This is a genomic window from Streptomyces sp. NPDC003011 (genome assembly GCF_053591515.1).
In genome coordinates, this window is sequence record NZ_JBSFTY010000092.1 from 1 (window position 1) to 15,302 (window position 15,302).

Genomic DNA, 15,302 nt, shown 5'->3' on the forward strand with positions numbered 1-15,302 from the left:
CGGGCCCTCCTCCGCCAGGACGCGTTCCAGGGAGCGGCCGGAGACCAGTTCCATGACGATCCACAGGCGTTCGCCCTCGTCGACCACGTCGTACAGGCAGCCCGGCCCGCGCCGCCAGCTTGTCCAGCGCCTCGGGCAGCCCCTGGGAACCGCGCACGGCCGCCTCCCGCACCGCCTGCGCCCACGGCGCCGGCAGTCCGGTCGAGGCCCGGTCGCCCAGCGTCCGCACCGCCTGCTCGACGCGCTGGCGTGCCGTGGCCTCCTCGTCCGCCTGGGCACGCAACGGCAGCCGTCCCGTGGGAGGTTCCCGCCGGTCCTCGAACCAGCGCCACAGCCGCAGCCAGGGCGTTCCGCACGCCCGGTTGGCGTTGCGCTGCCACGCGCGTTCGGCCGCCTCGCCCGCCGCGGTGGCACCCACCGCGTCCGCGAGCCGGGCGGCGAACTCGTCCCGCGCCTCCTCGCTCAGGCCGGTCCGCCGCCCGGTGGCGTAGACGGGCCGCAGCCGCCACGCGGCGGCGTCCACGTCGGCCGAGATCCGGCGGGCCGCGGCCCCGCGTTCCGCCACGAACTGACCGAGCGACTCCCGCAGCTCACCGATGCCGTCCCCGGTGAGCGCGGACAGCGCGAGCACGGTCGCGCCCGGTTCGCCGTACTCGCCGAGCGCGATCCCGTCCTCGTCCAGCAGCCGCCGCAGGTCGTCGAGGACCTGCTCGGCGGCCTCCCCGGGCAGCCGGTCGATCTGGTTGAGGACGACGAACATGACCTCCGCGTGGCCCGCCATGGGCCGCAGATAACGCTCGTGCAGGATCGCGTCGGCGTACTTCTCCGGGTCGACGACCCAGACCACCGCGTCGACCAGCGCCAGGATGCGGTCCACCTGTTCGCGGTGCTGCACGGCGGCCGAGTCGTGGTCGGGCAGGTCCACCAGGACGAGCCCGCGCAGCTGCGCCTCCGCCTGCGGGCTCTGCACCGGGCGCCGCCGCAGCCGCCCCGGGACGCCGAGCCGGTCGATGAGACTCGACGCGCCGTCGCTCCAGCTGCACACGATGGGCGCGGCGGTGGTGGGCCGTCGTACGCCCGTCTCCGAGATGGTCACTCCGGCCAGCGCGTTGAACAGCTGCGACTTGCCGCTGCCGGTCGCGCCCGCGATGGCGACGACCGTGTGCTGCCCGGACAGCCGCCGCCGCGCCGCCGCCTCGTCGAGAACCCGGCCCGCCTCGTGCAGGGTCCTGCTGTCGAGCCGCGTGCGGGAGAGCCCCACCAGCTCCCGCAGCGCGTCCAGCCGCGACCGCAGCGGCCCGTCGTACGCGAGCGGGGTCACCGTCTGGGCGATGGGCGTCCGGGTCTCCATGACGACGGGCTGCGCCGCGGCCTCCTCGGAGACCCGCCGCGCGATCAGACCGTCGTCCCAGGCGCCGTCGGCATCCGTACGACTGCTGGTGCCCGTACGACCGCTGACGTCCGTACGACTGGAGGCGTCCGTACGACTGGAGGCGTCGTCGTTGCGCTGCACGCGCGCGTGGCGGTCGCCCGCAGGTTCCCCGGACCCCTCAGCCCCTCCTGCCCCTCCTGCCCCTCCGGCCCGTTCAGTCGCTTCGGACGCCTCGGGAGCCGCATGGCCGGCAGGGTGCTCCGCCGCGGACTCGCCGTCCGAGTCACCCTGTTCGGAATGCCCGCCTTGGGACGCGCCTTCCTCGGACCCGGGGGACACGGGGGACATGGCGAACCCGGCCGATCCGGCCGATCCGGCTGATCCGGCTGATCCGGCTGATCCGGCTGATCCGGCTGATCCGGCTGATCCGGAGTGTTCGGAACGCCCCTCCTCATGCCCCGTGCCGCCCGAGCCCTCCGCATGCTCCGTGTCGTCCCTGCGGTCGGTGTCGTCCGTGGGATCCGTGGGGTCCGTGTGGTCGGTGTGGTCGGTGTGGTCCTGGTCTGTGACGGCGGTCACCGGTCACCTCTCCTTCTGCAGTACGGACAGCGCGGCGATGAGTTCGGCCTGCGGTTCGGGGTGGACGTCGAGGGCGTCGAGCGGGGCCAGCCGGCGCTCGCGTTCGGTGTGCATGACCCGGTCGAGGTGGTCGGTCAGCAGCCGCCCGGCCCGGTCGCGCAGCCGCAGCGCCCCGTGCGCGCCGATCCGTTCGGCGAGCCCCTCACCGGCCGACCGGGCCCTACGGCCGCCCAGCAGGGCCGTGGCCACCAGGGCGGCGATCACCTCGGGATCCGGTGCGACGCTGCGGTCGAGGTGGCGGATCTCCTCCTCGACGTACTCCTCCAGCTCCCGCCTCCATCGCCGTACGGCGATCCCGATCCGGTGTTCGGCGCTCTCCAGGACCGGGTCACGGCCGGTCAGCTCGGGGGCGCCGGACGCGGGTTCGCGCCGCCACGCGTCGTCGACGCGCTCGTCGGCGGCGGTCACGGCACACAGCAGGAGGGCGCCGAGGCTCTCCACGAGCGCGTCGAGGAGTTCCGGGGCAGTGCAGTCGAGCGGGAAGGCCCGCCAGCGCTTCAGGGCGTCGCCCGCCAGCACGGCCCCGGACTGCAACCGCCCCCGCACGCGCGCGTACTCGCTGTCGTACGCCCCGTCGACAGCGGCGGTGAGCCGCAGTGCGGCGGCGTACTGAGCGGCGGCCGCACCGGCCAGCTCGGGCATCCGGGACTTCAGCGAGTCGAGGACGCCGTACGCCGTACGGGCCAGGGAGCGCTGCCGGGCGGCGGGGTCCTGCGCCTGATGGAGGAGCCAGGTCCGCAGCGGAGCCACGGCGGTGGCCGGCAGCAGGCCGCCGCCCCAGGCGGACTCGGGCAGTTCGGGCACGGTGAAGCGGGGTACGTCGCCGAGTCCGGCCTTGGTGAGGAGCGCGCCGTACTGACGCGAGACCTCGGACACGACCTGGTGGGGCACCCGGTCGAGAACGGTGACGAGGGTGGCGTTGTACTCCTTGGCGGTGCGCAGCAGGTGCCAGGGCACGGCGTCGGCGTAGCGGGCGGCCGTCGTGACCATCACCCAGATGTCGGCCGCGCAGATCAGTTCGGCGGCGAGGAAGCGGTTGTCGGCGACGAGGGAGTCGACGTCGGGCGCGTCGAGGAGGGCGAGGCCGGGCGGCAGGGTGTCGGCGGTCTCGATGCGCAGCACGCGCGCGGGATTCTCGCCGGGCAGCAGGAGTTCGTCCCCCGGCTCCTGGTGGGGCACCCACACGCGGGTGAGGTCGGGCAGCACGCGCATCCCGCTGAACCAGTGATGATCCTCCGGATGGCAGACCAGCACGGGCGTCCGCGTGGTCGGCCGCAGCACGCCCGCCTCGCTGACCCGTCGTCCCACGAGCGAGTTGACGAGCGTCGACTTGCCTGCCCCGGTGGAGCCCCCGATGACGGCCAGCAAGGGCGCTTCGGGTTGCCGCAATCGGGGCACCAGGTAGTCGTCGAGCTGGGCGAGCAGTTCGTCGCGATTGGCACGCGCGCGTGGAGCTCCCGCCAGGGGTAGCGGGAAGCGTGCGGCGGCGACACGGTCGCGCAGGGCGGAGAGTGCGTCGAGCAGCTGAGGCCGTACGTCCAAGGTCACCACATGTGAAGAATGCCCAATTTTAGGGGAATTCTGAAGCATATGAGCATGCCTGCGCGCCGACGGGACACTTCGGACGGAAGGGGCGACCGGGACACCGGCACAGTCCAGGCATAACGAGTACACAACACCCGGTGCGCGAGACGCCAAAAGCGGTGCACGATTCGTACCTGCCTGCGATTATCAGGACCGCTTCACCGAACCTCCACATCGAGCCACGGAGGCGAAGCAATCGGGACAAGGGCGCGGGAGCCCTATCCTTGTCCCCGGCAACGTCACGGATCGGCCCACACCCGGGCACCCACGACAGAGGCCACCACACCCGGCCCCCGTAGCTCAGTGGATAGAGCAGGCGCCTTCTAAGCGCTTGGCCGCAGGTTCGAGTCCTGCCGGGGGCGCCTATCCCTCGCCTTCCTTCGGGAGGGCGTTTTTGCTGGTCAGACCGTGTAGCGCTCGACACGCAGAAGCCCCGGGCACTCCCCTGATGATCAAGGGAGGACTCCGGGGCTGTCCGGCTGTCACCGGGTTTTCGCGGGTGGCTGTGTCGAATACGTGTCGAAGTTCTCGGCCGAGAGGGTCAACCGGCGGCAGGTCCTTCGGGAAGATCTCCAGCGGCTTCGAGCCGCTTCTTCAGGTCGGGCAGCTGTCCCTCGACGCACCGCGCGTAGGTGGCCAGCAGCACGGGGACGCTGTTCCCGGCCCACTCCGCGACCTGAGCGGGAGGGATCCCGTCGTTGAGCCACTTCGTCAGGCGCGTGTGGCGGTTGTCGTACACGCGTTTGCCCGTGGGCGACTCGAAGACGTGCGGGGGCAAGACGGCCTTGCGCGCACTGCGCCAGGCCCGGCGGATGACCGAACCCGCGAGGATGCCGCCCGTCTCCCCCTGGAACAGCAGATCCCCCGGCTTGAGCTGTTCGTCCTCGATGTGCTGTCGCAGGATGCGCGTCAGGGCGGGATGCCCCGGCGCGGTGCGCGTCTCGCCCTCGGCGCGGCCCTTCAGGTCACGTTCCTCGTGGATCTCTCCGGTGTCGGTCCACTGCTTGCCGACCTCCGGAGTCGCCATGTGGATCAGCAGCTCGCACCACTGGTCACCGGCATCGAGGCCCGGAAGCATCACGTCCTGCACTCGCATGGCTACGGCTTCCTCCGGCCGCAGACCGCAGTAGTACAGCGTGGCGAAGAACGCGTGCAGCCGCTTTCCTCAGCTCGCTACTGGCTGACAGCATTGGCAGGGATTCGCCATCGCGGACAGCCCGGAGCCCGCCAAACGTAGCCCGCTCCGCCGCAGACGCGAAGCAGCTGGCCACGCTGAAGAAGACGCTCGGCATCAGACCCCGGCGTGAATGGCTCTGCATGCCGCCGTTCTGTGGCGGCCTTCCCACCCTCGGCAAGGAACGCTGACATTCAAGCCGCAGCCTTCTCGCCCAGCTGCTTTTGGGCTCAGCGAGCCGTGGACTATCCGTGGACTCGTTTGGCGTGGTCCGCCATGCGCAGGGCCGTGACCTGCTGCGTTGCCCGAGTGCCAAGCGGCCTCCGGAGCCGTTGCTGTGGCGACTGTCCGCCGCTCATGCGTGAGAGAAACTGGCGAAATACCGCGTTTCCACCCCGTTGGGAACCTCCCAACCTCAGACTGTTAAAGGTGCTCTTCGCGGGCCGCTCGGAGTCAGTGCGGGTCGGGGGGAGCCACCGTTGGGACAAGGATGCACACCTTGGGGGCAGCCATGAGCGAGTGGATCGTTGCTTACAACCTGAACGGTGGAGACCCCGCCAACCCCTCGTATGACGACGATGACGAGTTGGATCCAGAGGAGTTCCAGGCTCGTGCGGAGGAGCGTCGAGAGAAGGACGATCATGGTTACGCGCTCCGACACCAGCGCGAGCTCCGCCGAAACGGCCTGTTGTGACCGTGAGCATCGCGGACGCTGCACAACAAGCACGCATGGGGTTCATCAACCTCTGCCGTCCGTGAGTGTCTAACTGCGTGACAACGCCAGCGGACAACGGCGGACGACCGCGAACGTCTGCGGACCATCAGCGCAGGTGAGGAGCAGACCAACTCAAGGCAGCACCTTCGCCCAAGTTGCTTCGGGACGAAGGGGTCCTGAGCTAAAGGCCGCCGCGCTCGATCAGTGAGCCATCAGGGCTCATGGTGTAGAAGCGCGGCGGATCCATGGCTTCCACCGCTCTGCGCAGGTCCGCTTCTTGCTCTGCTGGATCAGGCCCGTGTGCATCCCGCACGTGGAAGCCGTACAGCTTGATGGCGTCTGCGTCGACGTCGTCGGGCTGGGGACGGCCCTCCTGGATGAACCCGCAGAGCGCCCGCAACGCGTCTTCGCCCAGGTCCAGGGGGTGGAAGGGCAAGGCGTACGGCTCTTCCTCCTCACCGGGCCAGGGGACGATGTCGGCTGGTCGGTCTCCGGCCCAGTAGGGCCGTTCGAAGGGGAGCGGTTCGCCGATGTTCTCGATGATGCCGCTGTCCGGGGACAGGCTCAGGGAGCGGACGAGACGTCCGTTTTCCCACACGGCGAACGCCAGCCAGTCGACGACGCTGTGCATGGCGTGCAGGACGAGCCGTCGGCCGATGCTTGCCGCCACGAGGTGTTCCGGGAGCTGGGATGGGGCGTCGATCATCACCCTCTGATCGCCGATCACATCCAGGCCTGGCCAACTGGCTGCGTACGCCGTCCCCTTCTGGGGGTACACACCGTCCCAGAGGCTGGAGCCCTCGCATTCTTCGATCTCGCAACCAGGATAGAGCCGCCGCATCATGGTGACCGTCCGATTTGGGTCCGCCGCTCCCACTTGTCGCAGCAACGCCGGCACGTCGCCGTCGACGTACACCAGCAGTCCCGTTTTTGCCCCCAACGCCCCTCCCCAGAACATTGCCCTCGATGGCAGACGCACCATAACCGCAGGCACTGACAACAAGGCTGCCGAGGCCAGGCAACCTGAGCCGAGGTCGGTACAAACCCGAGGGGGCGGGGGAGCCCAGGTGTGTTCCGGGCTCCCCTCCCCCTCGGGAGCGTTGGCACCTGTTGGTGCGTCGTTCAGTCCGCCCTCAAAAGCCTTGAGGTTCCCCAGCAGCCAAAAGATGACCGCGGCTGGCAGCCACTCGGAGGACGTCCCGGAGAGCTCCGGTCAGTTCTATCGCCAGTCGCTCTACTTCAGCCGGGTTCGCGTCCCGGTCGCCGAGTACCTCCGATGCCTGCTCCAGGAGCTCGGTTGCCGTTCCAAGCTGGACCGCTTCGACGTTGTCCGCCAGGCGGGACATGTAGCCGTCCCGGTCGTCGGTGCTCAGGTAGCAGGGCTTGCCCTCCGGACCCGTCCACGGCAGAAGCCGCAGCGCGGTGACTCCCCTTCGAGACTGAGACAGGAGAACTCCACGAGGGGACTGCCCGTCGGGACTCTCAGCAACGCCGGCAGGTCCGCGAGGGCCTGAACCGTGGCGCTGCGAACCGTGACGCGCAAGGACGGCTCAGCGGCGGTCCAGGGGTCCAGGGTGCCCCAGCCGCCCACGTAAGTGATCTTCCGTAGGGGACGGCGGACGAAGTTGCCCTTGCCGTGGATCTTCTCAAGGAGCCCTTCCCCCTGAAGCACCGCGAGGGCATGGCGCAGCGTCACCGTGCTGACCGCGTACCGCTCGGCCAGAGCGGTTTCGGACGGCAGCCGTTCGCCAAGTTGGAGACGTCCGGTCGTGATCTGTTGCCGTAGGTCGTCGGCGATGTCGTGGTGGCGGGTAGGCACGAGACTGCTCACCGCCTTCTGGACGTCCGCACGGCGATGAGCCGGGTACGCGTGTGTATCGTCAGCAACTCGCCCGAGTGGAAAACCAGTTGCTTCGCGCCCTGGGAAAGCTGGAAGAGGTCTCTCACCCGGCAAGCCCGACCGCCGATTTGGGTGATGTCGTGGAAGGGCGCTCAGCGCTGACCAACGTCGGCACCTGCCGACAGCGCGTAGCAGGTCAGGGCGTCGATCTGCAGTGCGGCGCAGGTCACGGCCGCCGATGTTTGTGGCTGTGCAGACTGTCAGTCACTGCGAGCCTGTGTTCAAGACCGCCGATGACGCACGGTGCTCCTCGCAGACAGCCCACCAGCTGTCGCCTCCCTTGTCCTTGACCCGCACGCTCCAGCGCGCTTCACGTGTGCACGGAGCGCCCCACGCGCAGCGCTGCATGCGGGACTGGGTGCCGGCAGCATGCAGTTCCGGGCTCCAGTCGGTTGGCCCCTCGACAAGTTCCGCGGCACAAGTGAAGCGCATCCTTCCATGGCGACGCAGTCGAATGCGTGTCGAAGCCGAAGCCTGAAGACGGTCCCGTGCAGCCGTCTGTGCAGGTCAGCGTCCGAGTCCCTTCGCATGCACCAGGCGCCTTCTAAGCGCTTGGCCGCAGGTTCGAGTCCTGCCGGGGGCGCACACACCATCGGCCGTGGCCCGCCCTGGATCGGCCCCGTAAAGTCGGACCCCCGACCGGACCACCCGGACCACCGGATCACCCGGACCACGGAGAGGACCGACGTGCCGACGCTGCGCTGTGCCGTACTCGACGACTTCCAGAACGTGGCGACCGAACTCGCCGACTGGTCACCGCTCGCCGATGACGTCGATGTCGTCACCTTCGACACCCACTTCACCGACGAGGACACGCTCGCCGCGGCCCTCGCGGACGTCGACATCGTGGTCACCCTGCGCGAACGCGTCGCCTTCCCGGCGTCCCTGATCGCCCGCCTTCCCCGGCTGAGGCTGATCGTCGCCTCCGGCATGCGCAACAGCGTCATCGACTACGCCGCCGCCGAGGCGCACGGCGTGACGGTGTGCGGTACGGCGAGTTCCTCCACCCCGCCCGTCGAGCTGACCTGGGCCCTGCTGCTCGGCCTGGCCCGCGGGATCGTCGAGGAGAGCACCGCCCTGCGCGGGGGCGGCCCCTGGCAGCACACCGTCGGCGCCGACCTGCACGGCCGCCGGCTCGGGCTGCTGGGCCTCGGCAAGATCGGCAGCCGGGTGGCGCGGGTCGGCCTCGCCTTCGGCATGCGGGTCGGCGCGTGGAGCCAGAACCTCACCGCGGAGCGCGCCGACGAGGTGGGCGCGGACCTCGCCCCCTCGCTGCACGACCTGCTCGCCACCAGTGACTTCGTCTCGGTCCACCTCGCGCTCGGTGACCGCACCCGCGGCCTGCTCGGCCCCGCCGAACTCGCCCTCCTCAAGCCGACGGCGTACCTCATCAACACCTCCCGCGCGGCGATCGTCGATCAGGACGCCCTGCTCGCCGCCCTCCACCAGGGCCGGATCGCCGGCGCGGCCGTCGACGTCTTCGACACCGAGCCCCTCCCCGCCGGCCACCCGATGCGCACGGCCCCCCGCCTCCTCGCCACCCCCCACCTCGGCTACGTCTCCCGCGCCAACTACGCGACCTACTACGGCCAGGCGGTCGAGAACATCCAGGCGTTCCTGAAGGGCTCTCCGGTACGACGGCTGCCCTGAGGCAATGCGGCCACAAGCCGAGACCGCTAGAGGCCGAGACCGCCAGAAGCCAAACCCGCTAGAGGCCGAGCCCGCGTCCGGACGAAGGGCTCTCAGGTCCCGACGGAGAGCGCAGGGTCGCGCTCGGCGGCTCCGGCATCACCTGCGGAGGTGTCGGCGTCTCGTCCGGGGACTTCGGCCCGTTCCACCTGAGCGGTGGGTGATGCGACCGCCGTCTGCTGCTGTCGGCCCCGCGCGGAAGGCTCCGGTGCAGGGGGCGCCCGCTCGGTGTCTCCGCCGGAGAGGACACTGCCGTCCTGGATGGATCCGACGCGTCCGGCCGCCCCGCCGACCGGGACAGGCGCTCGGATTCCTTCACCACGCTCCGGGGCAGGTTGCGCGGGTTTCCCAGCTCGACCATGAGGGCTTTGAACTCGGTGGTATGACACCTGTCGCCGACACTGACCCCATCACGGTCACGCACCACATTGGTCCGGGAGGTGACGGTGACCGACCGGTCCGGGATCGCGGCGAGCGTGTCCCGGGAAGCGAGCGCGGCCTTCACCGCGACATTCAGATCATCGGCAGCTTCCCTTCCCGGCGGGTTGATCACCACGTTGACCAGCGACCTCGCGACGTGGGAGCTCGACTTGAGCAGGGCATGGGCGTCCACGGTCGACCGACGGCAGACGTAGGTGAAGTCGTTGCGCTGGAAGCAGTCGTTCCCCGTCTGCACTCCCTGGCAGTTGCGCACGGCGACGAATCCCTGCGCCGCCTTGAGATCACGGCCGGCAGCGGAGGACGGGGACGCCCTGCCGAGCGGCCCGAGGTCGAGCATCTCCTTCCGCCCGCTCCCCCACGGTCCGGCGCCCAGCGCATCCTCCGCCTCCCTTCGAAGCCCGGCGTTGTCGGGATCCTTGACCAGACGGCGCAACGCGTCCCGCACGGCAGGGCGACGAAGGACAGCCGAGAAGTCCACGGCCGGGTACAGCAGTTGATAGGTGTACGAGTTGAACTGCTCGTTGTCATCCCCTATCTGGACTCCACGGCAGCCAAGGATGAGCAACGACGGTCCCGGCACCACCGCTTGACCTGGTACCGCCGCTGACGCCGGCACCACCGCTGGACCCGGTACCGCCACTGAACCCGGCACCGCTGCTGAACCCGGCACCGCTGCTGAACCCGGCACCGCCGCTGACGCCGGTACCGCCGCTGGCCTCGCTGCCGACGCCGGTACCCGTGCCGCCGATCGGCTTTCCGGCAGGGTGCCGGCCGGTGTGGGCACACCGCCGTGAGGACGCGTGGCCCTGCGGTCAGCCCTCTGTGGCGGCTCCGGCGTCCCGCTCCGGACCCGCGCCTGCCCGTCGCGGCGAGGCTGGCCGGGGATGACCTCGTCGTAGCGCACACCGCTCCTGGGCGGGGGGTCCGGCAGGACCGGCTCGGCCACAGGGGCGGCAACGACCGCAGCGGCCGGATCGCCCACAGGGCTGCCGGCGACCGGCGCGGGCAGGACCGTCGGAGCAGCGTTCGCGGGTGGGAGCGTGACGGGGCGGACGGGCCTGGCCGCCCTGTGCTTCCGGTCGTGCCGTTCGTGGAGTGCGACGACCCCTCGCACGACCCCTCGCACGAGCGCGACGCCCGCCCCCGCGGCGGCCGCCCCGCCGAACGTATAGGCGGTGAACAGGAAGACGACCTTCAGGATGTCTCCCAGAACTTCCAGCAAGGCGTTCAGCGACGCGCCGGACAGACGCCCTGCCTCCGCGAGGATCCAGCTGCCCACCCGGATGACGACGACCACGGCGAGGAGCCATCCCAAGAGCCGCATGTGCGCCCCCTCCTCGACGTCACCGGTGGCGCCGGGAACCGTGTGCCACGGATCGGAGTTCAGCCATGAAAGGTGTTGTGCTGCGGCCCTGAGCCGTTGTGCACGCCGTTGCAGTCGCTGATCCACACGTTCCACCCGTCGTGGCCGGACGCGTGGGCCGTCGCTCCCGGCAGCTGCCGCAGCACCACGTCGGCCAACGACCGCAGGTGATGGTCCTGGCCGGCTTCGACGGACACCAGCAGCCGCCGCAGTTCCGGAACCACCTCGCCGGGCGCGGACGCGTCCGCCGTGCGCTGCGCCTCCACCGCGCCGTCGAGCTCGGCCGAGCGTCCCCCGAGCCGACTGCGCACCAGCTGCACCAGACGGGCGTACGCGCTGCGCACCGACGCGGACGCGGTGTCCTGCACGCCGGCAGCCGCTCCCGCGGCCAACGCCGTCGCAATCAGTGTGATGGGTTCCATGATCCCCCCAAATAGCATGAGAACCGGCAAGCAGTTCATATCCCTACAGGTGATTCATCATCCTCACCGCCTGTCGTATGCGAGGCGCCAGAGCCCGGCGCCTGCCTTGTTCAAAAAGGGTGATCCCCCCCATGCCCGCCGTTACCAGGCGCGAGCGACGGCGTTGAACGGGAAGTGCGGCGGCGCGTCCTGCCGTCGCGCTTCCCGAATCAAAGGAGAACGTGATGTCTCGCATCGCGAAGGCAGCCGGTGTCGCCCTCGGCACCGGTGCCGTGGTCCTCAGCGGCGCCGGTCTGGCCATGGCGGACGCGGACGCCAAGGCCGCGGCCATCGGCTCGCCCGGTGTCCTGTCGGGCAACATCGTGCAGGTTCCGATCCACATCCCGATCAACGTGTGCGGTAACACCGTCAACGTGGTCGGCCTGCTGAACCCGGCCTTTGGCAACCACTGCGAGAACAACGGCGGGGACCACAAGGAGAAGGACAGCAACAAGAACAACGACCACAAGAACAACGACCACAAGGGCCACTCCGGCCCGGGTGGCAACGGCTACGGCGGCTGATCCTCCGTACGCACCACAGAGCCCCGGCACCTCCGAGCGCCGGGGCTCTCGTACGTTCCGCCGCGTGCCCCGCGCCCTACGCGTACCGGTAGATCCGGCTGTGGTCCTCCAGCTCGTCCGGCGTCACGTCCCACGGGGGCAGCTTCTCGTGGCGGGCGACGATCCGGCCGCGCTGGTCGCTGCCCGGTCCTGGCGGCTTCGCGGGCAGGTAGCGGTGGTCGCGGTGCCGGCGCTGCCAGCGCGACCAGCACAGGTCGACGAAGGCGTGGTGCATCCAGAAGACGGGGTCGTTGACGGACGCCCCGCCGACCATCACCCCGCCGACCCAGCGGTGCACCCGGTTGTGGTTGCGCCAGGCGGTGCTGCCCCGCCCGCTCCCCCACCCCTCCAGCTTGTTGCGGAACCCCTTGGCGGACGTCGAGTCCCAGGGGGAGCTGTCGTAGACGGGGTCCTTCATCGCCCGTTCGAGGTCGCTCCTGGTCGGCAGCTCGATCGGGTCGCGGGCCCGGCCGAGGTCCCGGGTGAGGTACTCCTCGTCGGTCACGTTCTCGTTGAGGGTCCAGTTGCCGGTCGCGTAGGCGAAGGGGCCGGTCGTCACCTGCCGGTCCGAGCGCCGCCCGGTGCCGCCGAGCAGGTCCGTCGTCCAGGGCGCCGACCGCGTCGTACGGTCGCGAGTCCAGTCCCAGTACGGCACGGTCACCGAGGGGTCGACGCGGCGCAGGGCCCGTTCCAGCTCCAGCAGGAACCGTCGGTGCCAGGGCAGGAAGGAGGGCGCCATGTGCGCCGTACGCAGTCCGCCCTCGCCGTCCGAGACGTAGTACTCGATGTGCGTCCGCACGAACTCGTCGTACTCGCCCCGCCGCTTGACCGCCAGCATCGCCTTCACGAACCGCCGCTTCTCGGCCGCGGTCAGCGTGCTGACGTCCTTACGCGTGTACGCCATCGTGTCCCCCCATGTCCCTGCCCCCGTGGCCCCCGCGCCCCCCGTCGCTGCCCGGCGCGCGCAGCTGCCGTCCCGGTCCCAGTTCGTCGACGGCCGCGCGGGCGGCGTCCAGCGGCGTGGCGTACGACCGGTAGTGGTCGACCATGCTCAGCCAGGTGCCGTCGGCGCGACGCATCAGGTGCAGCGGCCGTCCGTCGACGGTGACGTGCCACCGGCCGTCGCCGAGGGTGGCCCCCGCGGCGGCCGCGGAGCTTCTGATGCCTCGGATACGGCGGCCCCGGTAGGTCTCGTCGAACACGATGTCGGCGGGCGGCCCGGCCGCGCGCGGCGCGCGGGAGGCGGCGACGACCGGGGTGAGCGCCACCGTGACGGCCGCCGGGCCGAGCAGCGCGAGCAACAGGTCCCGCCTGCTCCGGCGCGCGGGCCCGCCTGCCGCCGGGCCCGTCGCCGAGGGTGGTGCCTCCACCGGTACTCCGCCGACGCTCACGGCCATCGCTTGCTCCTCGTCCTGTGGGGAATGGGTCCGGTTCGGTTGTCCGTAGCGGTAACCGTCCGGCGGCCCGCGCGGTCACCGTCCGGCGGTCCATCAGGTGGACATTCCGCGTCCGGACAGCCGTCGGGGCCCGGGCCGCGACACCGGCCCGGGCCCCGTCACAGAGGTCGGCGCGCCCTACAGGCCGGGTCCCGTGCCCAGGTCCGCACCGGGCACGGTCTGCAGCATCGGCAGCAGGACGCCCGCCTCCGGGAGCTTCGGCGACGGCAGGCCGAAGGCGCGGGGGTTCGGCGCGGTCAGCGGGGCGTCCAGGGTCAGGCCCGGCGCCAGTGTCCGTACGTCGGTGGCGGGAGCGTCGAGGGTGGCGTGGTCGAAGTCGTCGCCGAGGACGCGCGGCAGGGGCGCGCGCAGGTCCGCGCCGGGCAGTCCGCCGCTGACCGGCAGCTGCGGGATCGCCCGCTTCGGGAAGAGCCGGCCCTCGACGTACTGCGGTCCCTCGGGCGCGCCCGACGTCAGCAGCGGGATCTCCCCGCGCAGCCTGGGCAGTTCCATGTTCAGGGCGCGCTCGGCGCCCTCCAGCGGCACCGGCACGGGGACCGTGTCCACCGCTGCGGCGGGGGTCGCGGTGGCCCCCACCGCGGCCGCGACGCCCGTGATGACGGCGGCGGCAAGGGTTCCTCGGGTGGTCGACTTCATGTCAGATACGGTCCCTTTCAGGATTCGGCGGATCGGCGAGCTCGACGTCCGTATCGCGTAACGATCCCGGCGCGGTCAGCAGCGCAAGATTCCCCCGAGTGCCGCAGTAGTACGACGTACGGCAGTCAGCTCGTCCAGAACTCCCACCACCGGGTCAGGATCAGCATTCCGGTGATTCCGAGGTGCACCAGCGGGGCGACCCAGGTGAATTCCGCGAAGAAGGCCCGCAACAAATGCGGCGCGGGCAGGAATTCATGGCGTACGACGAGCGACGTCACGTACCAGAAAAGGAGGATCGTGGCGATCCACGCCAGACAGCACCACAGGCACAGCGCGTTGATCCGGTACAGCGACTCGAACTGCAGCCAGGACACGAACCCGACGCCGAACAGGCAGCCGGCGGCGAAGGTCAGCCAGTACCAGCGGGGGAAGGCCGCGCCGGCCAGCAGGCTCATGCCGACGCAGAGCACGATGGCGTAGGCGACCAGGCCCAGCATCGGGTTGGGGAACCCGAAGGCCTCGGCCTGGTCGCTCGCCATGACGCTGCCGCAGGACACCACCGGGTTCAGGCTGCATCCCGGGGTGAAGTCCGGGTCCTGAAGCAGCTTGAACTTGTCGAGGGTGATGACCCAGGAGGCCAGCACTCCCGCCGCTCCCGTGCACAGCAGGAGCACGGCGAACCCCCGGCCGCCGCCCGCGGTGCGCGCCCCCGGCCGGGCGTGCTGTCCGGCGGCCCGTGACATCAGGAGCGCAGGCTGCGGGCCGGCAGCACGATGTGCGCGGCGGCCTTCAGGGTCTCCTCGGAGCCCGCGAACCCGGCCAGTTCCTCCGGCGTGACGGTGCCCTGCGAGGCCTCGGGCCAGGGGCGGGTGGTGAACACGAAGTAGGCGTAGCCGCGCTTGGCGACCGCAGCGAGCCATTCCGGCCGTACCGGGCACTGGGCGTTCAGACGCGGCATGGTGACGACGGCCTGCCCGGCGACGACGAGCATGCTGACCGGCAGGCTCGGCCGGACGTTGCCGTCGACGAGGTCACCGCCCACGGGCAGGCCGTTGTCGTTCAGCAGCCTCTCGACGGCGGCGGTCGTGGCCTCGGGCCCGTCGGGGGCGTCCCCGAGGGAGCAGGCGAGGAGGTAGGGCATGTCATGGCCGTCGGGCGCCTCTCCGCTCCAGGCCATGATGACGAGGGTGCCGAGATCGGCGGAGCGGAACGGGCGGGCTTCGCTGGGGGTTGTGGTCACCGCGCGACCCTATCCACGGGCCGGAACGGGGCCGGCCGTGTTCTCACCCGGGCGGCGGATTGCCCCCG

General features: G+C 70.6%; 15 protein-coding genes, 1 tRNA gene and 1 pseudogene. 4 read left to right on the forward strand and 13 right to left on the reverse strand.

Annotated elements, in window-relative coordinates; all coding sequences use genetic code 11:
* Together ACWD0J_RS33990 and ACWD0J_RS33995 are read right to left on the reverse strand one after the other, a co-directional pair.
* Window positions 1–1,720, reverse strand: a 1,720-nt coding sequence (locus ACWD0J_RS33990; RefSeq protein ID WP_451499741.1) for a YfjP family GTPase, incomplete at its 3' end; no start/stop codon positions are given.
* Between the two features lie 234 nt (window positions 1,721–1,954).
* Complete coding sequence (locus ACWD0J_RS33995; RefSeq protein WP_451499711.1) at window positions 1,955–3,562, reverse strand: dynamin family protein; 1,608 nt, start codon at window positions 3,560–3,562, stop codon at window positions 1,955–1,957.
* A gap of 322 nt (window positions 3,563–3,884) precedes the next feature.
* Between ACWD0J_RS33995 and ACWD0J_RS34000 the strand changes: the two genes are divergently transcribed.
* Window positions 3,885–3,957, forward strand: a tRNA-Arg gene (locus ACWD0J_RS34000).
* A 179-nt stretch (window positions 3,958–4,136) separates the two neighbouring features.
* On the opposite strand, the gene ACWD0J_RS34005 is transcribed toward ACWD0J_RS34000, so the two are convergent.
* On the reverse strand, window positions 4,137–4,691 hold the full coding sequence (locus ACWD0J_RS34005) for a hypothetical protein (RefSeq protein ID WP_451499712.1): 555 nt from the start codon (window positions 4,689–4,691) through the stop codon (window positions 4,137–4,139).
* 589 nt (window positions 4,692–5,280) lie between these two features.
* Here ACWD0J_RS34005 and ACWD0J_RS34010 point away from each other — a divergent pair.
* A complete protein-coding gene (locus ACWD0J_RS34010) occupies window positions 5,281–5,463 on the forward strand; it encodes a hypothetical protein (protein WP_451499713.1) in 183 nt (60 codons plus the stop codon).
* A 202-nt stretch (window positions 5,464–5,665) separates the two neighbouring features.
* Here the strand turns inward: ACWD0J_RS34010 and ACWD0J_RS34015 are convergent, their stop codons facing one another.
* The 3 genes and pseudogenes from ACWD0J_RS34015 to ACWD0J_RS34025 form a co-directional block, all read right to left on the reverse strand.
* Complete coding sequence (locus ACWD0J_RS34015) at window positions 5,666–6,400, reverse strand: DUF6928 family protein (protein ID WP_451499714.1); 735 nt, start codon at window positions 6,398–6,400, stop codon at window positions 5,666–5,668.
* Between the two features lie 217 nt (window positions 6,401–6,617).
* Window positions 6,618–6,902 carry a hypothetical protein gene (locus ACWD0J_RS34020; RefSeq protein ID WP_451499742.1) on the reverse strand — a complete coding sequence of 95 codons (285 nt, stop codon included), beginning with the start codon at window positions 6,900–6,902 and terminating at the stop codon, window positions 6,618–6,620.
* A gap of 2 nt (window positions 6,903–6,904) precedes the next feature.
* A pseudogene (locus ACWD0J_RS34025) lies at window positions 6,905–7,303 on the reverse strand (GntR family transcriptional regulator); the annotation flags it as partial.
* Between the two features lie 777 nt (window positions 7,304–8,080).
* Between ACWD0J_RS34025 and ACWD0J_RS34030 the strand changes: the two are divergent.
* Complete coding sequence (locus tag ACWD0J_RS34030; protein ID WP_451499743.1) at window positions 8,081–9,034, forward strand: D-2-hydroxyacid dehydrogenase family protein; 954 nt, start codon at window positions 8,081–8,083, stop codon at window positions 9,032–9,034.
* A gap of 58 nt (window positions 9,035–9,092) precedes the next feature.
* On the opposite strand, the gene ACWD0J_RS34035 is transcribed toward ACWD0J_RS34030, so the two are convergent.
* Both ACWD0J_RS34035 and ACWD0J_RS34040 read right to left on the reverse strand, forming a co-directional pair.
* Entirely contained in the window at window positions 9,093–10,079 is a 987-nt protein-coding gene (locus ACWD0J_RS34035; protein WP_451499715.1) for an RIP homotypic interaction motif-containing protein, read from the reverse strand.
* Between the two features lie 818 nt (window positions 10,080–10,897).
* On the reverse strand, window positions 10,898–11,299 hold the full coding sequence (locus tag ACWD0J_RS34040; RefSeq protein ID WP_451499716.1) for a hypothetical protein: 402 nt from the start codon (window positions 11,297–11,299) through the stop codon (window positions 10,898–10,900).
* 224 nt (window positions 11,300–11,523) lie between these two features.
* Between ACWD0J_RS34040 and ACWD0J_RS34045 the strand changes: the two genes are divergently transcribed.
* A complete protein-coding gene (locus ACWD0J_RS34045; protein ID WP_451499717.1) occupies window positions 11,524–11,862 on the forward strand; it encodes a chaplin in 339 nt (112 codons plus the stop codon).
* Between the two features lie 76 nt (window positions 11,863–11,938).
* On the opposite strand, the gene ACWD0J_RS34050 is transcribed toward ACWD0J_RS34045, so the two are convergent.
* The 5 genes from ACWD0J_RS34050 to ACWD0J_RS34070 all read right to left on the reverse strand — a co-directional run bounded on the left by ACWD0J_RS34050 (window position 11,939) and on the right by ACWD0J_RS34070 (window position 15,234).
* Complete coding sequence (locus ACWD0J_RS34050) at window positions 11,939–12,805, reverse strand: tyrosinase family protein (protein ID WP_451499718.1); 867 nt, start codon at window positions 12,803–12,805, stop codon at window positions 11,939–11,941.
* Complete coding sequence (locus tag ACWD0J_RS34055) at window positions 12,789–13,298, reverse strand: tyrosinase family oxidase copper chaperone (protein ID WP_451499719.1); 510 nt, start codon at window positions 13,296–13,298, stop codon at window positions 12,789–12,791. The genes ACWD0J_RS34050 and ACWD0J_RS34055 overlap by 17 nt, the downstream gene beginning before the upstream one ends.
* Before the next feature lie 177 nt (window positions 13,299–13,475).
* Window positions 13,476–13,994, reverse strand: a complete 519-nt coding sequence (locus ACWD0J_RS34060; RefSeq protein ID WP_451499720.1) for a hypothetical protein — start codon at window positions 13,992–13,994, stop codon at window positions 13,476–13,478.
* 125 nt (window positions 13,995–14,119) lie between these two features.
* On the reverse strand, window positions 14,120–14,737 hold the full coding sequence (locus tag ACWD0J_RS34065; protein ID WP_451499721.1) for a vitamin K epoxide reductase family protein: 618 nt from the start codon (window positions 14,735–14,737) through the stop codon (window positions 14,120–14,122).
* Window positions 14,737–15,234, reverse strand: coding sequence for a DUF5949 family protein (locus tag ACWD0J_RS34070; protein WP_451499722.1), 498 nt, complete (start codon window positions 15,232–15,234; stop codon window positions 14,737–14,739). Before ACWD0J_RS34070 ends, ACWD0J_RS34065 begins: the two co-directional genes overlap by 1 nt.
* Window positions 15,235–15,302 lie beyond the last annotated feature (68 nt).

Excerpts from the sequence above, each read along its gene's own strand:
- ACWD0J_RS34065 (WP_451499721.1), bottom strand. The coding sequence starts at position 14,737 with ATGTCACGGGCCGCCGGACAGCACGCCCGGCCGGGGGCGCGCACCGCG.
- ACWD0J_RS34010 (WP_451499713.1), top strand. The coding sequence starts at position 5,281 with ATGAGCGAGTGGATCGTTGCTTACAACCTGAACGGTGGAGACCCCGCC.
- ACWD0J_RS34055 (WP_451499719.1), bottom strand. The coding sequence starts at position 13,298 with ATGGCCGTGAGCGTCGGCGGAGTACCGGTGGAGGCACCACCCTCGGCG.
- ACWD0J_RS34045 (WP_451499717.1), top strand. The coding sequence starts at position 11,524 with ATGTCTCGCATCGCGAAGGCAGCCGGTGTCGCCCTCGGCACCGGTGCC.
- ACWD0J_RS34060 (WP_451499720.1), bottom strand. The coding sequence starts at position 13,994 with ATGAAGTCGACCACCCGAGGAACCCTTGCCGCCGCCGTCATCACGGGC.
- ACWD0J_RS34040 (WP_451499716.1), bottom strand. The coding sequence starts at position 11,299 with ATGGAACCCATCACACTGATTGCGACGGCGTTGGCCGCGGGAGCGGCT.
- ACWD0J_RS34005 (WP_451499712.1), bottom strand. The coding sequence starts at position 4,691 with ATGCGAGTGCAGGACGTGATGCTTCCGGGCCTCGATGCCGGTGACCAG.
- ACWD0J_RS34050 (WP_451499718.1), bottom strand. The coding sequence starts at position 12,805 with ATGGCGTACACGCGTAAGGACGTCAGCACGCTGACCGCGGCCGAGAAG.